The sequence below is a fragment of the Spirillospora sp. NPDC047418 genome, from assembly GCF_040643275.1.
GTDB lineage: Bacteria > Actinomycetota > Actinomycetes > Streptosporangiales > Streptosporangiaceae > Spirillospora.
Genome location: NZ_JBEYTW010000080.1, coordinates 23,761 through 41,679, shown reverse-complemented (window position 1 = coordinate 41,679; position 17,919 = coordinate 23,761). Strand labels below are relative to the sequence as shown.

General features: G+C 72.6%; 14 protein-coding genes and 1 pseudogene. 7 read left to right on the top strand and 8 right to left on the bottom strand.

Going from position 1 to position 17,919, the window contains the following annotated elements:
- Positions 1-872: 872 nt before the first annotated feature.
- Positions 873-1,829 (bottom strand): hypothetical protein, encoded by a 957-nt coding sequence (locus ABZ806_RS34460; protein WP_500221663.1) that lies wholly within the window; start codon positions 1,827-1,829, stop codon positions 873-875.
- A 160-nt stretch (positions 1,830-1,989) separates the two neighbouring features.
- Positions 1,990-2,727, bottom strand: a pseudogene (locus ABZ806_RS34455) (helix-turn-helix domain-containing protein); the annotation flags it as partial.
- Positions 2,728-2,764: 37 nt separating this feature from the next.
- On the opposite strand from ABZ806_RS34455, the gene ABZ806_RS34450 reads away from it, so the two are divergent.
- Positions 2,765-3,766, top strand: a complete 1,002-nt coding sequence (locus ABZ806_RS34450; protein ID WP_500221662.1) for a class II glutamine amidotransferase — start codon at positions 2,765-2,767, stop codon at positions 3,764-3,766.
- Between the two features lie 653 nt (positions 3,767-4,419).
- Positions 4,420-4,632: a helix-turn-helix domain-containing protein gene (locus ABZ806_RS34445; protein ID WP_067638627.1), complete on the top strand. Its 213-nt coding sequence runs from the start codon at positions 4,420-4,422 to the stop codon at positions 4,630-4,632.
- An 84-nt stretch (positions 4,633-4,716) separates the two neighbouring features.
- Here ABZ806_RS34445 and ABZ806_RS34440 read toward each other — a convergent pair whose 3' ends face one another.
- Positions 4,717-6,054, bottom strand: a complete 1,338-nt coding sequence (locus ABZ806_RS34440) for a DUF2786 domain-containing protein (RefSeq protein ID WP_500221661.1) — start codon at positions 6,052-6,054, stop codon at positions 4,717-4,719.
- A 98-nt stretch (positions 6,055-6,152) separates the two neighbouring features.
- Positions 6,153-6,425 (bottom strand): hypothetical protein, encoded by a 273-nt coding sequence (locus ABZ806_RS34435; RefSeq protein ID WP_500221660.1) that lies wholly within the window; start codon positions 6,423-6,425, stop codon positions 6,153-6,155.
- 243 nt (positions 6,426-6,668) lie between these two features.
- Here ABZ806_RS34435 and ABZ806_RS34430 point away from each other — a divergent pair, with 243 nt between their 5' ends.
- On the top strand, positions 6,669-8,192 hold the full coding sequence (locus tag ABZ806_RS34430; protein ID WP_500221659.1) for a long-chain-fatty-acid--CoA ligase: 1,524 nt from the start codon (positions 6,669-6,671) through the stop codon (positions 8,190-8,192).
- 42 nt (positions 8,193-8,234) lie between these two features.
- Here ABZ806_RS34430 and ABZ806_RS34425 read toward each other — a convergent pair whose 3' ends face one another.
- Entirely contained in the window at positions 8,235-9,341 is a 1,107-nt protein-coding gene (locus ABZ806_RS34425) for a winged helix DNA-binding domain-containing protein (RefSeq protein WP_500221658.1), read from the bottom strand.
- Complete coding sequence (locus ABZ806_RS34420; RefSeq protein ID WP_500221657.1) at positions 9,338-10,252, bottom strand: LysR family transcriptional regulator; 915 nt, start codon at positions 10,250-10,252, stop codon at positions 9,338-9,340. Before ABZ806_RS34420 ends, ABZ806_RS34425 begins: the two co-directional genes overlap by 4 nt.
- Before the next feature lie 176 nt (positions 10,253-10,428).
- On the opposite strand from ABZ806_RS34420, the gene ABZ806_RS34415 reads away from it, so the two are divergent.
- The 4 genes from ABZ806_RS34415 to ABZ806_RS34400 all read left to right on the top strand — a co-directional run bounded on the left by ABZ806_RS34415 (position 10,429) and on the right by ABZ806_RS34400 (position 14,857).
- Positions 10,429-11,964, top strand: a complete 1,536-nt coding sequence (locus tag ABZ806_RS34415) for an MFS transporter (protein ID WP_500221656.1) — start codon at positions 10,429-10,431, stop codon at positions 11,962-11,964.
- A gap of 35 nt (positions 11,965-11,999) precedes the next feature.
- A complete protein-coding gene (locus tag ABZ806_RS34410; protein ID WP_500221655.1) occupies positions 12,000-12,764 on the top strand; it encodes a siderophore-interacting protein in 765 nt (254 codons plus the stop codon).
- A 147-nt stretch (positions 12,765-12,911) separates the two neighbouring features.
- Positions 12,912-13,535, top strand: coding sequence for a hypothetical protein (locus tag ABZ806_RS34405; protein ID WP_500221654.1), 624 nt, complete (start codon positions 12,912-12,914; stop codon positions 13,533-13,535).
- A 653-nt stretch (positions 13,536-14,188) separates the two neighbouring features.
- Positions 14,189-14,857, top strand: coding sequence for a hypothetical protein (locus ABZ806_RS34400; RefSeq protein WP_500221653.1), 669 nt, complete (start codon positions 14,189-14,191; stop codon positions 14,855-14,857).
- Between the two features lie 113 nt (positions 14,858-14,970).
- Here the strand turns inward: ABZ806_RS34400 and ABZ806_RS34395 are convergent, their stop codons facing one another.
- Both ABZ806_RS34395 and ABZ806_RS34390 read right to left on the bottom strand, forming a co-directional pair.
- Entirely contained in the window at positions 14,971-16,608 is a 1,638-nt protein-coding gene (locus ABZ806_RS34395; protein WP_500221652.1) for a thiamine pyrophosphate-binding protein, read from the bottom strand.
- 240 nt (positions 16,609-16,848) lie between these two features.
- Positions 16,849-17,787: a TIGR03621 family F420-dependent LLM class oxidoreductase gene (locus ABZ806_RS34390; RefSeq protein ID WP_500221651.1), complete on the bottom strand. Its 939-nt coding sequence runs from the start codon at positions 17,785-17,787 to the stop codon at positions 16,849-16,851.
- Positions 17,788-17,919 lie beyond the last annotated feature (132 nt).

Here is a 17,919-nt window from a genome sequence, read left to right as displayed (position 1 = left end):
TGTGGCGACGGCGTCACCAAGCCCGCGCCCGCTGGTTCCACCAGCGAGCCCGAATCAGCCGACCATGACAAGATCACGATCTCGGACTGCCGTACTAGACGCTGCGAGGCGCTGTTGGGGCGGGCGGTTTGCGGGACGCCTGCCGCCTGCCCGCCGGATACTTGTGCGGCGCCCTCCGCGGGGGGAGGTGCCACGGACCTTCCGGGCAGACCCACTAGAGTTGGGGGAACCGGAGAGGAAGGCAATTGGCGGGATAGAGGCGGCATTTCACCCAGGAGCATAAGGACGAGATTGTCCGCATGGTCCTGGACAGCCCGCGCCCCATCGCCCATGCAGTCCGTGAGGTCGGGTACGTGCGGTGGGCGGTGTGCGTGTGTGCGGTGGGCCGTGCGGTCCTGGGGTAGCGCTGCGTCGGCCAAGTGACGCCGGGCGTGCTGGGGTGATGATTGGGCGGTTTGGTGGCCGGCCCTGTTGCGGTGCGCCGTGCGGTGGTTGGTGAGGTTCCCCCCCGCAGCACGGACAGTTGGGGTGAGATGGGTCAGGTGGCGGCGGGCGCGGGTGCGTCTGTGCGGCGGGCTACGGGGTCTGGCGTGGCGCTCTGCGGGCCGGATGGCGCAGGGTGCGTTGGGGTGGTGGCCGCGCGGTATGGGCGCGGTTTCGGGCGGGTCGGGTGGCCTGCGCGGTGGCTGGCGCGGCCTTGTGCGGGCCGGGTGCGGCGGTGGGCGGGTGTGGCGGTACCGGATGGCTGTGGGGGCGTGGCTGTGGGGCGTGGTTGGGCGGGTTTGGATTGTGCGGCGGCTGGGCGGTGTGGCGTGGCGAATGTGTGGGGCTGGGTGGTGCAGGGGGTGCTGGGAGGGGTTGTGGTTGGAGGTTCAGGCGGCTTGTGGGACGTCTGCGGGGGACTTTAGGACGTCGTACATGCCTAGGGGGAGTGTGTCGCCGTAGAGCCAGTCGTTGACCGTGCCGTCGAAGTCGGCGGGCGGGCTTACGGTGACGAGGCGGGAGGTCAGCGGGGTGAGGGCGATCTGGAACGGGGTCGGCGGGTTGAGGGGGACGCGCCGCGTGGTGCCCCAGAAGTCGTTGAAGTCGCGCTGGGTGAGGTCGAGGACGGCGGGTGAGGTGCGGGTGCGGCCGGCGGGCCCGGTGGCGAGCCAGGACCAGTGGTCGGTCAGGAGTCGGCGGGCCCCGGTGCGCAGGACGTTCAGGGCGGCCAGGTCGTGCGGGCAGGCCACGTCGGTGATCTGGAGTTCGGGAAGGCCGAAGCGGCGGAGGCCGCGGGTGCGCAGGTGGACGCAGGAGCACCCGTTGACGCCCTCCGGGTCCAGGTCGGGATCGGGGGCCGTGCAGCGGCCGTTGGCGCGGAACGGTGGCAGGACGTCCCCCAGCCAGCGGTCGGCGAGGACGAAGCGGGTCCGCTCGGTGGCGGGCGGCGGCAGGATGTGGCCGGTCACGAGGTCGGCGGTGACGCCGCCGATCGCCCCGGCGATGGCGTACGCGGTGGCGCGCGCGACCTGGACGGCGCGCGGCTGGTCGGTGATCGGCGCGCAGGCGGTGACGACGGCGAACTCGGCGGCGTCGTTGAAGGTCCGTGCGGCCCGCCGGTCTTCGGGCGCGGCGGCCTGGACGCGGCTCGGGTCCCAGCGCAGGGTCGTGAGGTCCTCGCGGGTGACCCGCAGTTGCGTCGAGCCGAGCCGTCCGGCGATGTGGGCGTGATACGGGCCGGACTCGGCTCGGCGGACGAGACCGGCGAGGTCGTGCGGGACGCCGTCGGCGGCGACGGCGAACCGCGAGGTCGTGGTCGCCGGAACCGGGAATGCGATCTGGGCCATGGGGCTGCTCCTTCCAGGACGGGACACGGTCAGCATGCGCGACCGCCCGCCCTTGGAGCAGTAGAACGCGGTTCTGTGGATAACCCTCCGTCAGCGGGCACGGGCGCGGGCGGGGCCGGGGGTGCGGCCGAAGCGCCCGCGGAAGACGCCCGCGGAAGACGCGCGTGAAGTGCGCTTGGCTGGCGAAACCATGGCGGTGCGCGATCTCGGCGACGGTCGTCCGTGCCATCGCAGGGTCGGCCAGGTCAGCCTTCGCCTTCGTCAGGCGGCGGTCTGTGACGTAGCGTCTGGGCGTGAGCCCCTCGGGTTGAAGATGCGGCTGAGGTGCCGGACCGAGATGCCCAGAGCGGCCGCCACGTGTGCGGCGTTCAGCCCCGGGTCGTGGAGATCCCCGGTCGGTGTGGTCCTTCGCCACGAGCAGGTGCAGCAGGCGAGTGGGGGACGCGGGACGGGCGCCGACCCTTCCCGCGGCGAGCAGGCAGAGAAGTCCGAGGGCCAGGTCGTCGGCGTGTGCAGGTCCTTCACCCAAGGTCAGGGCCGGGCCAAGGAGAAGAGACCGGAGCGTGCGTGAGGCCGGAGTGACCTGGGACGTGCTGAGGGTGATGGGCGCTGGCAGAGCGGACGAACGGAAACGCCCGATGTCCCCGCGCTGACCGTCAAGCAGCCCCGGAGTGATAGCAGACCGCTTCGCCCTTGGGAGTTCCGGATCGGCTTCAGGTTCTTCCAGAACTCGGTGGTCGCGTCCTCCGGCATGGCGTCCTCTAACCGCGGTGGGGGCCGTTGACCAGCAGTGAACCGCGTGCGCCCGGCGCCGTCTTCCCCCTGACGGACGTCCGGGATTGCCTGGTGAGGACCGGCCGATTCGCCGGACGCGCGTCGCGACGTTGGGTAAAATCATGATCACTCGCCGTTAAGATCATTGGAAAGGTGACGAGATGTGCCGACTTTTCGGGATGAGCACCGGTGGTCCGCGCGCCAGAGCGGACCACTGGCTGCTCGACGCACCCCGGAGCCTGCGCGCGCAGAGTCACCGGATGCAGCACGGCGCGGGCCTCGGCTGGTTCTCGCTCGGCGGCGAGCCCGTCCGCGACCGGGCACCCCTGGCCGCCTTCGAGAATGCCGACTTCGACCTGCACGCCCGCAACGTCCCGTCCCACACGTTCGTGTCGCATGTGCGCGACGCGTCCGTGGGCGGGCTGACGGTGCACAACTGCCACCCCTTCGTCATGAACGACCGGTTGTTCGCCCATAACGGCGTGGTGAAGGGCCTGGACACGCTCCGGACGTGGCTGACGGACGTCGAGCGCGCCCACGTCTCCGGGGAGACCGACTCCGAGCTGGTGTTCGCCTACCTGACCGCGGAGATCAGGCGCCGCGGTGACACGACGACCGGGATCATCGAGGCGGTGCGCCGCATCGGCGCCGAACTCCCCGTGTTCGCGCTCAACCTGCTCGTCGCCGAGGCCGGACGGCTCTGGGCGCTGCGCTACCCGGAGAGCAACGAACTGTGGGTCCTGTCTCCGACGCGGGGCGGTGCGGACGGGCCCGGACACCGCGCCGGCGCCCCCGGCCCCGTGCCCGCCGTCGTCCTCGCCAGCGAACCGATGGACGACAGCCCCGGCTGGCGGCTCCTCGACCCCGGCGAACTCCTGGTGGTCGACGGGTTGGCGGAGACTTCGCTCTTCCCGTTCGAGCCGTTGCGGCATCCGCTGCGCCGCTCCGACCTGTCCATTCGCGAAGCGGCCTCCCAGGCGACGGCCCCGGCCGGTCCCGCCCCGACCGTGTCCGTCGACTCTGTCCACGGCACCACCGAGCTGGTCCGTGGCTCCGCAGGCACCCCGATCGCCCCAGGCCCCGCCGTCCGCATCCCGGCCGATCCCGGCCCCGCCGGCCCAGGCAGCGCCGCACCCCCCGCACCCGCCGTGATCACCGGTTAGTGAACGCCGATCGGTCGTTGTCTCCCTGCTGGTCGTGGCGCGGCACGGTCGACTCGGGTGACGGTGGCCCCCGCCATGATCACTGGTTGGGTGGGCGCTGATCGGTCGTCTGTGGCCCCGCTGGGCCTGGGCGTGGTCCGGTGGGCTCGTGACGTTGCACCGCTGGGCTCCGTGGGCAATGCCTGGTCAGCCGTCCGTGGGTGCGCCGGTGGCGGGGCGGACGGGGCGGCCAGGTGGTGGTCGGTGGTTGCCGGTGGTGTTCGATTGTCGTGGTCGGGGCGCGGGGACGGCGGTCTGCCTCGGGGCGCCTTGGCCGTGGTTCTCAGGTGATGTGGGGTCGTCCTCGGGTGGTGTGCCGGGGGTGGCCCGGTACGCGGTGTCCTCAGGCGTGCGGGGCAAGAAAAAGGGGGTTCCGCTCCGGGGGTCGCTGCGCGTGGTGATCGTGTGGAACGGGCGGGCGACAGCGCCTCGAGGCCCGTCTGTCTAGTTCCGACACGCCGTTGACCACGGAAAAGACCAGCTTCGGCCGAATTCGGGGTGATTCGCGCGGCATCGACGGCGTAATCAGGGGGAATGTGTACGTTGGGGAGATCAACACTGCTGTGAGCTGCGGGGACGGACCCCGCCGCCCAGCCTTGGAACAGGAGGTCCCCGTGGCTCGAACACTGTCGAGGGGCACCCGGGTCACCGGTGCCGAACGCACGCAGCTCGCCGCCGAGCTCGCCCCGCGCTACGCGGCCGGCGAGAGCATCCGCGACCTGGCCGCCGAGACCGGGCGGTCGTACGGGTTCATCTACAACGTGCTGAAGGAGGCGGGGGTGCCGTTGCGCGGCCGGGGCGGCAACACCCGGCGCAAGAAGGACTGACCCGCTCCCAGCCACTACCGAGGACCAGGAAGAAGCGAGCACATGACCGGACGTCCCCCTCGCCCCCCGGGGGGACCCCGTGCGCTACGAACGGTCGGACGCCCCGGTGACCTCGAGGCGCCCGTTCAGGCTGGCGAGGTCGGCGGCCGCCCGCCCGGCGACCCAGCCCTCATAGTTGGACACCGAGCCCGCCCGTCCCTTGGCGAGGTTCGGGAACATCGTGTCGACGGCCTGCTCGACGGCCCGGTCGCGCGCCGCCAGTACGGGGAGAAGATCCTTCCCGCCGGCGTCCGCGGCCGCCCTGTCCGCGGCCTCGCCCGCGGCCTCGCGCAGGCGTTCGCCGATGCGGGCGGCGTAGGCGTTGAGAAAGGCGTGGCGGAACGACCGCGTCCGTGACCGCCCCCGCGCGTCCCGCCGCGGACCCGCGTGCACCATGGCGGACGTCGCCTGGACGAGCAGCGACGTGAAGAGCATCTCCACCGCGGCGAGATCGTCCGGAAACCCCAGCACCGTGGAAAAGCCCAGCTCCCGGTGCCAGACCGCTCTGCAGCGGTTCGCGTCGGCCACCACCGTCAGCAGGACGGCCTTCGGGGCGTCGTACGGATGGTCCACCGCGATGCGCCGTCCTGCGGACCCGCCGGTGTCGCCGCTCTCGGCGGCGATCAGCGCGCGGTCGATGCTGTGCCGCGCCATCAGCTCCTGGGCGCGGGCGCTCAGCGCCTCCGCCTCCTCGGGGAACTCGGTCGACTCCGCCTTGGCGAGCAGCGCGCGGACCTTGCTCAGCATCCGCTGATCCACTTCCCGCGCGTACTCAGGCCCAGTGCTCATTCCCGCTCCGGACGCGCCCGTGTCGGTGGACGCGCCGGGGGGCGGGGTCAGACGGGGCAGGTTCGGGAGGGTCTCCAGGAGGCGGATCAGCTCGATCGCCGTCGTGATGAAGACCGCGCGCTCCACATGCTCGCGTTCGCACCATTCGGCCGGGTGCGAGTCCTCGTCCGCCCACCAGACGGCGGCTTCGAGGGAGGTGAGTTGCTCCTGCCACCGGCCGTCCACGGTGGTGGCCGGGTAGGCGCGCATCTCGGCGGCGATCGCGTCCGCCGCCAGCCGCGCGTGCCGGGCGGTGTGGCGGCGGGACGCGAACCGGACCACGTCGGCGGGCTGCCAGCCGCGATCCCAGGCCGTGGTGACTCCCTGCCGCAGCCGTGCGGTGACGCACCGGTCGGCGGCGAGCGTCCAGTGGGGCGTGCCTGGACGGTCCGCGAGGTCGGCGACGTGGCGGCCGAACGCCGCGCCGTCGCCTCGGTGGAGCGACCGCACCGCCTCGGCGGTCACCGCCGCGGCGGCGTCCGCGCCCGGCGAACCGGGCCCGCGTCGCCACGACCTGCGCACCGCCACCTCCCGCTGTCCGACATCACGGCGCACGTCGCATCCTGCCATCCGGAACCCGGCCGGGAGGCGGAAGGACCGCCCGGCCACGTAAAAGGCCCCGGCCGCCAGGGCCGGGGCCGTGCCGGGCGGGGTCAGAGATCGCGGTGGTCGTCGCCTCGCATCTCGTCCACGACGACGCTCTGGTAGGCGCGGGAGGCGTCGGGGACGTAGCTGAGCCGTGCCAAGGCCCTGCCGTCGTTGTCCCTGATCTCGAAGTGGTAGCCGTCCCCGGCCTCGCCGACATGGGCGACGGCCTGGTCGTGCCGGAGCCGGCACATCGTGTCGACCTTCTCCAGTGCCACCTTGAGGCTCCCCGCGTCGCTGATGAGCCGTGCCGGCTCGCTCGTCTCCCATATCTCGAACATCGGTGCTGTCCTGTCGGCGGTCGGGTGGAAGGAACGGGCGGGGCATTCCAGACGTCGGACACAGCTTGCGCCCGTTTGGTGGATCTTTCAATCATCCGAGGTATCGGATTGATCACTATTCGAAGTTGTCCACGCTCGCAGCGTCATGACCGCATGTGGCGGAAGACCAGTCCTTCCGCGGGCCGGTCCCGGATCGATAAGGTCGGCCGCACAGAACCGAATGAGATTCGGAAGGGGCCGCAGGTGGAGTACCGGGTCGTGTCCATCGTCCGTGACCACGCCCGCGACCGGGGGACGGCGCCGGCCGTCACCGGCGACGGGCGGACCATCGGCTACGCCGAACTCGACGAGCGCTCCAGCCGGGCGGCGCAGGCCCTGCGGGCCGCGGGCCTGGGCCCCGGCTCCCGGGCCGCCTACATCGGCAAGAACGCGCCCGAGTTCTTCGACCTGCTGTTCGGCGCCGCGAAGATCGGTGCCGTGACCGTCCCGGTGAACTGGCGGCTGACCCCCGCCGAGATCGCCGCGGTGGTCGCCGATTCGGGCGCGCCGGTGACCGTGCTGGACGCCGAGTTCGCCTCCCTCGCCGGCGAGCTTCCCGGCACCGTCGTGCTGACCGGCGACGAACACGAGCGGTGGCTGGCGGCGCATCCCGCCGACGATCCCGGCTTCGTGGGCGAATCGGACGACATCGTCGTCCAGCTCTACACCTCCGGCACGACCGGGGTACCGAAGGGCGTGCAGCTCAGCAACGCCAACTTCGAGGTGGGGGAGCGGATGGCCCGCCGCTGGCGGCTGGACGGCTCGTCGGTGAGCCTCGTCCCGATGCCGCTGTTCCACATCGGCGGCTCCGGCTGGGCGCTGGCCGGGCTCTACGCGGGCTGCCGGCAGGTGCTCGTCCGCGACATCGACCCGGCCGAGCTGGTCGGCACCTTCGAGCGCGAGCGGATCACGAACGCGTTCATCGTCCCGGCCGTCCTGCAGTTCATGTGCCAGGTGCCGGGCGCGGACGCACGCGACTACTCGGCGCTGCGCGCGATCACCTACGGCGCGTCCCCGATCACCTCGCAGGTGCTGCGCCGCGCCCTGGACACCTTCAAGGCGCCGCTCTTCCAGCTCTACGGCATGACCGAGACGACCGGCGCGATCGTGCAGCTCGACCCCGAGGACCACGACCCCGAAGGGCCCCGCGCCCACCTGATGCGCTCCGCCGGACGCCCCTACGACTGGGTCGAGATCAAGGTCGTCGAACCGGGCGGCGGCGCCGAGCGCGCGCCCGGCGAGGTCGGCGAGGTGCTGACCCGCTCCTCGCAGAACACTCCCGGCTACTGGAACCGCCCGCAGGAGACGGACCGGCTCCTCGCCGGGGACGGCTGGCTCCGCACGGGCGACGCCGGGTACGTCGACGACGAGGGCTACCTGTTCCTCACCGACCGGATCAAGGACATGATCGTTACCGGCGCCGAGAACGTGTACCCGATCGAGGTCGAGGAGGTCCTCGCCGCCCATCCGGCCATCGCGGACGTGGCGGTGATCGGCGTCCCGGACGAGCGCTGGGGCGAGACGGTCAAGGCCGTCGTGGTGCGCGAGCCCGGGGCGGAGCTGACCGAGGACGAGGTGCTCGGCTACGCGCGGGAGCGCCTGGCCGGGTTCAAGCGCCCCCGCTCGGCCGACTTCGTGGACGCGCTGCCCCGCAACCCCAGCGGCAAGATCCTCAAAAAGGACCTCCGCGCCCCCTACTGGGAGGGGCTGGGCCGCACCATCGCGTGACGCGCGCAAGGGCTCGGTTCAGGGCTCGGTTCAGGGCTCGGCTCAGGGCTGGACGCCGGGCTCGACGGCGACGACGGTCGATTTGGCCTCGGGCTCCAGGAACCGCAGCAACGCCTCGCCTTCGACGGTCAACTCGTCAACGGCCGCCTGGGGGAGCGCCTCGAAAGGACGCATCCGCAGTGTCGCGACCTTGCGTTTGTACTCGGTCTCCCAGATGCCGCGGGCGAAGCCGTCCCAGAGGAACACGGCACGGACGCGCAGGTTCTTCGTCGTGAGCATGGGCCGGTGCTCGTCGGAGATGACGCGCCTGCGGTCGGCGTGCGCCAGGACGAGGCTGTCGAACTCGGGCAGGAACCGGGCCGGTGCCGGGACGTCCTCGCCAGGGCGAGGCGCGTCCGGCAGGTCGAGGAGCTCCCTGCCCTTGTCGTCGGTGAAGACGCGAAGGCCCGGACGCAGGCGTTCCAGGGCCTCACCGGCCGACTGCAGCCCGGACCACGTCTGCGCGTCGGCGGCGGATGCGGGCCCGTAGGCGGCCAGGTAATGAAGCATCAGCTCATCGATCGCGGCATCGGCCGCCGGTGCGGCCCCGAGCCAGGTGTCGGCCAGCGTGAACTGCGACGTGCGAGGGTAGCCCCACCGGTCCTGCGTCGGGACCATGACGAGCGGCACGCACAGGCGCACGGCATAGCCCAAGGCACGGTCGTTGACGTCCGGGAACTGCTCCTGCAGCAGCGCACGCACCTCGTTGAAGGTCCGGGGTGCTTCCTCTAGGAGCGAGCGTGCCGCCGGGACGACCTTTTGCAGATCCAGCCCCTTGGCGCGGTCGCCGAGGACGCGCAGGGCGCCGTCCAGCATCGGCTGCATGGCCGTACGAAACGCCATGTAGTCGGAGCTCGTCATCAGGTGCAAGGTGGCGCGCATCATCGTCGCGCGCACGAGCGACCTGTCGTGCAGCGCGGAATGCAGATCGGAGGCCCGGAATCCCTCCAGCCGCGTCCACAGGCCCAGAAACGGCGGCTTGGGCTCCTGCGCCTGCATGCCGCACAGCCGGCCCACCGCCTCGGCGACGGGGACCGTCTCCCGGGTGAGCAACATCTGCCGCGCGAGGGTGGCCCGGTTGAGCGCCCGGACGCTGAGAGTTTCCGTCATTCGTCCAGGATGCCGTCAACGGCGTCCTTCACGCAGCGCCGCAGCCATGCGTGGGCGGGGTCGGCGTCGTAGCGCGCGTGCCAGGCCAGGGAGAGCACCAGCGGGGGAAGTTCGAACGGGATGGGGATACGGACGAGCCCGAGCCGGTCGACGAGCCGCCGGTGCAGGCGCTCGGCGGCGAATCCCATCAGATCGGTCTCCTGGATGATGAACAAGGCCGTGGTCACCGTCGGCACCGTTCCCATCAGGTGCCGTGCACGTCCCATCCCGGCGAGCACCTCGTCGATCGGGCCGGACAGGCGGCCGCGCCGCGTGGACGTGAGCTGGACCGCGCCCGCCCAGTCGTCCAGCGTCACCCCCTGCCGCCCGGCCAGCGGATGCTCCGGCCGCACGACCGAGACGAACCGGTCCCGCAGGAGCGGCTCGACCCGGGTCTCCGGGGGCTGTCCGGCGCTGATGACACCGATCTCCAGATCCACCGCGTCGCGCCGGAGCAGGTAGTCGTCTCGCGGCCCCTCTCCAAGGAACCGCAGGGTGACCCCTGGTGCCTCGCGGGCGACGCGTTCCAGCAGCGACCCCGCCAGGAAGGCGACGGTCCCCTCGTCGGCCTGGAGGGTAAAGTTCCCCGACAGTGACGCGAGGTCCAGCTCGTCCTCCGGGGAGAAGAGGGTCTCGGCCCGCCGGACGAGCTCGCGCACCTCCGCCCGGATCGCGAGGGCGCGCGGCGTCGGCACCATCGCCCGGCCGGAGCGGACGAGGACCGGGTCGCCGAGCGCCTTCCGGATCCGCCCGAGCGTCCGGCTCATCGCCGGCCCTGACAGGTGCAGCCGTTCCGCCGCGCCCGTCACGCTTCCCTCGTCCAGCAGCGCGTCGAGCGCGACGAGCAGGTTCAGGTCCATTCTGGATTGCACGAGACGCACTCCTCACGTGCAAAAGATGCATTTGAAAGCAAGTCACGCTCAGTTTACGTTGGAGATCGCGGAGGCGCCGCGCGGCCCGGATATCCCTCCTCCGCCTTCCGTCAGGACGCGTCCCGGCAGGACACGTCGAGACGCGTCCCCTCTCAACGACTCACGAGGAATCCCTCATGACGCTCGATGCCGTCCGAGGCGCCGCGCCGCCCGGACCAGTCCCGCCCGCCGTGCGGGCGATGATGCCGCTGATGTCGGCGTGCGTCGTCCTGGTCGTGGCCATGGTCGCCGCCATCAACCTGTCCATCCCCAAGCTGTCGGCGAGTTCGCTCAACCCGTCCTCCACCGAACTGCTGTGGATCGTCGACTCCTACGTCCTGGTGTTCGGCTGCCTGCTGATCCCCGCGGGCGCGCTCGGCGACCGCCTCGGCCGCAAGGGCGTGCTCCTGTCCGGCCTCGCCGTCTTCGCGGCCGGATGCCTGCTGTCGGCCGCCGCGCCCGGTGTCGCCGTCCTGCTGGCCGGACGGCTCGTGACGGGCGCCGGCGCCGCCCTGGTCATGCCCGCGAGCCTGTCGCTGCTGCTGCAGGTCACCCCGCCGCCGGGGCGCCCGCACGCCATCGCCGCCTGGACGGCCGCCACCGGCGTCGCGGGCGCGGCCGGGAACCTCGGCGGGGGAGCGGTGCTGCAATGGCTGCCCTGGCAGGGGCTCTTCCTGGCCGGGGCGCCGCTCGCCGCCGTCCTCGCGGTCCTCGTCGCCCAGCTGGCGCCGCGCGGCGAGCGGCACCCGGCCGACCTCGACCCGGCGGGGGCCGCGGTCCTCACCGCGGCCCTGTTCGCCCTGCTCTTCGGCATCATCGAGGGCCCCGGGCGCGGCTGGTCCTCGCTCCCGGTGCTGGGCGGCTTCGCCGGGTCGGCGCTGCTCATGGCGGTGTTCGTCCGGTACGCCCTGCGGGCCCGCCACCCGGTGCTGGACCCGCGCGTGTTCGCGCTCGCCGCGCTGCGCAGCGGGGTCCTCGGGATCGCGCTGGCGTTCTTCGGCCTGTTCGCGCTCTTCTTCGTCAACGCCCAGTACCTGCAGTACGCCAAGGGGTACTCGCCGCTGCTCACCGGCGTCGCGATCGCGCCGCTCGTCGTCGGGACGATCGCGGTCTCCAGGCGCGGTGTCGACCTGGCCCGGCGCTTCGGGAACCGCGTGGTGGTCGCCGCGGGAATGCTGACGCTCGCGGCCGGACTCGGCCTGCTGTCGCTGGCGGACGCATCGACCCCCTACGCGCTCTACGCGGCGGACCTGCTGGTCCTGTCCGTCGGGATGGGCCTGTGCGTCCCGACGCTGTCGGTCGGTGTGATGGCGGCGCTCCCGCCCGAACGTGCGGGGCTCGGGTCCGGGGTGAACGGCGCCGCCCGCGAGATCGGCAGCGCGCTCGGTGTCGCCGTCCTGGGGACGGTCCTCGGCGGGCGGTTCGCGGACGGCCTGCCGCCCGCGCTCGCGGGGCGTGCGCACTCGGCGGGGGAGGCCCTCGCCGCAGCGGACGCGGCGGGCGGCGGTTCCGCGGCGCACGCTCAGGTGGTCGAGGTGTTCACCGGTGCGATGGCGGCCGGCTTCCAGGTGGTGGCCGTGACCGTCGCCCTGGGAACCGTCCTGGTCGCGCCGGGCCTTCCCGGACGCGCGCGCCGGACCCTTGGAGCACGGGGCAAAGGAGATATATCGTGACCAACGAGATATGTCGCGAGTGTGGAGGTGTGAGGGTGCCGACAGAAGAGAGCGTGCAGGCGCGCGGTGTCCGGGGCCGGCTGCTCGACCTGATGTTCGTGCGCGGCCGCGTCGAGGACGTCCGGTCCGGGCCCGGCCGGATGCGCTGGATTTGGATCGGCGGTGTGCCGGGCCTGGACTGGACGCCCGGCCAGCAGGTCAGGGTGCACGTGGCGGACATCACCTCCGCCAGGACGTGGGTCAGCGGGGCGGTCCGCAACGCGCTGCGCACCTATTCGGTATGGGACTACGACGCGTCCTCCGGCCTGATGGAGCTCTGTGTCCTGGACCACGGTGAGGGCGGGCCCGGCGAGCGATGGGCACGGGACGTCCGGCCGGGCCGGGAGGTCGTCTTCGGCAAGCCGGAGGGGAGTTTCGGCCTTCGCCCGGCCGCCTACCATCTCTTCGCCGGCGAGGAGACGGCGTCCGTCCCGTTCGGGGCCATGTTGCGCGCCACAGCGGCGGACGACGCCGTGCACGGTGTGATCGAGGTCTCCCGCCCGGAGGACCGGCTCCCCGTACCCCGGGGCGAGGACCTGACCTGGTGCCATCGCGGGGACGCCTCCGCCGCGGACTCCGCCACGCTCGTGGCCGCCGTGCGCCGTCTGGATCTTCCGCCCGGGCCGGGAATCGCCTACGTGGCCGGAGAGGCACGCACCGTACAGGCCGTCCGTGCCCACCTCGTCCGCGAACGCGGCTGGCCCCGCAGATCCGTGCTGGTCAAGCCGTTCTGGACGCCCGGCAGGCGCGGGATGGAGTGACCCTGGAACGATCGAGGGGCACGGGGGTTACGGGGTGATATTTCTTGAAATGCACGTGCATCAGCCCTTGCACCTGCACGCCATCCCTAGCAGGATGATCCCGGACCCCCGCACGTGAACTCCCCGGAGATCGCGATGAACGCACACTTGAGCGACAGTGACCGACAGGCGCTGCGGCTGGCGCAGGATCTCCGCGAGGAGATGCTGGCGGCCCTGCCACAGCTGCCGGCCGCCCCCTCGGTCTCCCCGTTCGTCGACCAGTCGGGGATGCCCAGCGTCCTGCTGAAGATGGACGCCGAGACCGCCCACGCGCTCATGGCCGTGCTGGCCGAGCGCCGGGCGGGGCCGGGCGGCGCGCCCGGAGCCGAGCCCCGCCGGGCCGACGGCTCCCACGTTCCACCGCCCGCCGCGCAGGCCGTCCCGGCGGCGCAGGGCCCGATCGTGGCGGCGGCCGGCCCGTACGGCGAGCCCGCCTATCCGGGCACCGCCTACCCGGGCGCCGCTTACCCGGAGGCCGGGTACCCGGAGGCCGCGTACTCGGGCGCCGGCTACCAGGAGCCCGTCTATCAGGACAGCGCGTACCAGGACCCTGCGTACCCGGACACCGCTTACCCGGCGACGACGTACCAGGAGACGGCATACCCGGACACCGCGTACCAGGGCCCGGGCTACGCCGAGGCGCCCTTCGTGCCGCAGCAGCCGGGCGCCCCGCTGTTCACCGGCGGCACCGGCCCGACGCCGCTCGTGCCGACGGTCTACCCCACGCACTGAACCCGGCGTCCCCCTGAGCCTCGCTGCGCGCTGACCCCGTCTTCGGCGCGCTGGCGAGGCTTTACCTTCCCTGGGGCCATGGCTGGAATGCCCGTTGCGGTCAAGGTGTTCTTTACGGTGTCGTGGTGATGCTGCGAACCTTCGTTCCAGCGTTCCGCGGACCCTCTGCCCGGTTCGGGCCACCACCCGAGAAGAAGATCTACCTGGGCAAAGGTAAAGAAAACCCGAGTTTGGCGAATGTACGGTAACGCCGTATATAGTCAGGCTCAGGTTCGGGTCAAAGTACCCTTGACCTGGCTAATCGCAAAGCCGTCGCTTCCCGCCCGCCAGGCGGGATCCTTCGCCGAATCGCGGCCGTACCATGCACCGGCCGCACACCGAGTCGGGCCCGTGAGCCCCCGGTCGGCATCCTTCCGCTTCATCTGAGTCCGTGACACCCGCACGTCCGAGGACGGTCGTGCGCCAGTGAGCGCGGGCGCGATCCGCCATGCCCGTGGATCGTTCCAAGCGGGTCCTTCCCCGCGGCGGCATCTCCCGAGTCCCGAGTCTCGGAACCGCTCACCCCTGCCCGGAAACAGCGCATCGCCCCCCGAACGGAACGGCGGTGCCACCGGCGCGGAGCGGCAGCCCTGTACCCCGAACGAAGGAAACACATGCAGCAGCGAGCGATCAACGTCGTCCTGACCGGCGTCACCGGCACCGCCCTCGCGGGCATGCTGGTCGCAGGCGTCGCAGCGGCCAGTGACGACTCCGCTCCGGAGAAGCAGTTCCTGGCGCAGCAGGCCGTGGCCTCGCAGGAGCACCAGACCCCCGCGGACCACCCGCAGAAGAACATCGACAAGGCGACGGCCGGCTCCAAGACCGAGTCCAAGGCCGGCTCCGAGGCCGGCTCCAAGACCGACGGCAAGCGCGAGAAGAAGGCCGCCGAGTCCCTGCTCAGCGGCAAGACCACCGCGTCCTACTTCTGGGACGACGGCTCCGGCGTGAACGGCGACACCGGCGCCCCGGCCGGCGGCAAGCCGATGCAGAAGGGGCTGTTCGCCAGCCCGAGCTGGCCCCTGCACACCAAGGTCAAGGTCAGCTACGACGGCCGCAGCGTCACCGGCTTCGTCGGCGACCGCGGGCCCGGCAAGCCCTCGCACCGGGGCGTCATGCTGGACCTCGACACCTACACCTTCCGCTACCTGCTGGACGGCGGGAAGCCGAAGAGCAAGTACAACGCCGGCACCGGCGAGGGCCACCTGAAGAACGTCAAGTGGGAGGTCATCTCCTGGGGCAAGGGCGCCGGCGAGAAGGGCAAGCCCCAGCCCTTCGGTTCCTGAGCCGAGCGCCCCGCACAGACCCGGCACAGGGCTGCCGGTGCATGGGAGAGGGGATCCCCCGGTATCGCGAGATCACCGGGGGATCCCCCTTTCCAGCTCTCCGGCCGCCGCGCTCATCCGCCGTGCCCGGTGATCGGGGCCTCGATGAGCAGGGGCGCGGCGAGATCCCCGGCCCCGGCGACCGCGTCCCGGAGCTCGGCCGCCGAACCCGCGCGCAGCGCCTCGACGCCGAACGTCCGCGCGGCGCTCCGCCAGTCGATCGCCGGCGGAGCGAGGTCCATGCCGACGTAGCGGCCGTGCCCGGCCGCGCCTCCGCCGTCCTCGTCGAGGGTGTCCTTGAGCGTCCGGTACTCGCCGTTGTTCATGACGACGAACGCGACGGGGACCTCGTACCGGGCCGCGCTCCACAGGCCCTGCAGGCCGAACATCGCGGAACCGTCGCCGAGCACCGCGACGACCGGGCGGTCCGGGGCCGCCATCCGGGTGCCGACGGCCGCGCCGATGCCCCAGCCGAGACCGCCGCCGACCGTGTGCACGTACGAGCCGGGCCGGTCCTGCCGCAGCACCGCCCGCAGTCTCAGGCCGGTGGTGATCGCCTCCTCGACCACCACCGCCCCCTCCGGCAGGCCGGCCGCGACGGCGTGGGCCGCCGCGCGCGGATCCATGGGGGAGGGCCCGTACGCCCCCCGCGCCTCCGCGTCCACCGCGTCCCGCGCCCGGCCGTGCCGGGCCGCGAGCCGCTCGATGCGCTCCCGCGCGGACGGGACCCGCCCGTCCAGCCGGTCGGCGAGCGCCCGCAGCGTCCCGGCCAGGTCGCCGGTCAGGCCGTGCCGGACGGCGAAGTTCCGGCCGATCTCGGCGGGATCCTCGTCCACCTGCACGATCGCCAGCCCTTCCGGGACGGCCGGGCCGGGCGTGTAGTGGTGCGGCGTGAACGCGTGGCATCCGGCGATGAGCGCGGCATCGTGCCCGGCGAGCGTCTCCCGGATGACCGCGTTGCGCGGCGGCAGCATCCCCGCGTACAGCGGATGCCCGGTGGGGAAGTCGATCCCGTCGTTCATCGGATGGTGGTGGACGGCCGCGCCGAGCCGCTCGGCGACCGCGACCAGGTCGGCGACGGCGCCCGCCCGCCCCACCCCGTCGCCGGCGACCACCACGGGACGTTCCGCGCCGGCCAGCAGCGCCGCCGCGGCGGCCGCGTCGGCCGGGCCCGGGCCCGTCACCGGCGAGCGCGCCGGTACCGCGACGTCGGCGTCCTCCGCCAGCAGGTCGGTGGGGAGCGACACCAGCACCGGCCCCGCCGGGGGACGCGCCGCGAGCGCGAACGCCCGCCGCAGCACGAGCGGGAGGTCGTAGGCGTGCTGCACCTCCACCGCGTGCTTCGTCGCCGTCGACGCGAGCCCGGCCACGTCGCCCGACAGCATCGGATCCTGCCCGAGGTGCCGCCGGTCCTGCTGGCCCGCCACGATCACCATCGGCGTCCGGGACCGGAGCGCGTTCAGCATCCCGATGAGCCCGTTGGCGACGCCCGCCGCCACGTGCAGGCTGACCAGGGACGTCCGCCGCGACGCCCGCGCGTGCCCGTCCGCCATCGCCACCACCGACGCCTCCTGCAGACCCAGCACGTACGGCAGGTCGGGAACCTCCGCCAGCGCGTCCATCAGCGGGAGTTCGGTGGTGCCGGGGTTGCCGAAGACTCGCGTCACGCCCTCGTCCCGCGCGATCTCCAGCAGCGCCTCGATCGGCCTCATGTCCTGCCTCTCCCTTGCTCGCGGTGATCAGCGCGCCGCGGCCGGCGCACGGCGGAGCCGCCGTCGATGTCGATCGTCTGCCCGGCGAGGAGGCTGCCGCCCGCGCCGCACACGTACGAACCGCACACGTACGAACCGCAGCGTGCGCCGTCGCCGCCGCGCTGGCAAGAGGCCGGGGTCGTCGGCGTCCTCGCGCTCCCGGTGTCCGGCGTCGGAGCCCGGGGCGTTCGCCGGGCGCGGCTAGGCCGCGAGCAGGGGGATGACGGGCGCGAACTCCTCCATGGACGCGTCCGGGACCTGGTAGTAGGTGAAGCCGTAACGGTCGCGCCGGGCCAGCATCTGCTCGGCGATGTGCTCGGGCGGGCCGACGAACTGGGACGGCATGTCCAGGACGAGATCGGCCAACGACGCGCCCCAGCCGCGTGTCACCGCGACCCGGGCGGCGGTACGGCGCGGATCGGCGCCGAACGTGGGCGTCACCATCATGCTCAGTTCGATGTCGCGTCCACCGGCGGCCTCCCGCACCCAGCCGACCTTGCGGGCGATGGTGTCCGGCAGCCGCTCGGTGACCTCGTCGGAGATCGCCCCCTCGGGGAGGGCGCGGGGGAGGATGCCGACGGTGTCGGCGAGCCGCCCCGCGATGCCGAGCATGCGCCTGCTGCCGGCCCCGACGGCCAGCGGCGGGCGCCGATCGGGACGCGGGAACGCCGTCAGCCCGCCGACCCGGTAGTGCTCCCCGGCGAACGCGGTCTCCTCGCCGTCCAGGAGGCTCCGCAGGATCCGCAGCGACTCCTCCAGCCGCCCGACCCTGGTCCCGGCGGGGTCGAAGGGCATCCCGGCGGCCTCGTACTCCTCGCGCAGCCAGCCCGCGCCGATCCCCAGCTCGAACCGCCCGCCCGACAGGTGGTCGAGGGTGGCGGCCTCCTTGGCGAGCATCACCGGATGCCGGTAGTCGTTGGCGAGGACCATCGTGCCCAGCCGCAGCGCGCGGGTGACCGACGCGGCCGACGCCAGCGCCACCATGGGGGCGAGCTGGTCGCCGAACGGCTCGGCGACGAAGTGGTCCCGCAGCGTCAGGACGTCGTATCCGAGTTCCTCGGCGCGGCGCGCGGTGCCGGCCAGGTCGGCGCCCGACCGGATCGACTCGCCGACCACACCGAAGCGGAAGTTCTTTGGCATCCCCCGAGCGTGCCCGCGCACCGGGCGGGTCCGCTGGCAGGAATCCGACGTGAGTGTCGTCGACCGGCGGAACGGGGCGAGCGGCTCGGTCGCCGTCCGTGCGGCGTAAGGGCGTCACCGACTGCCCCGTTC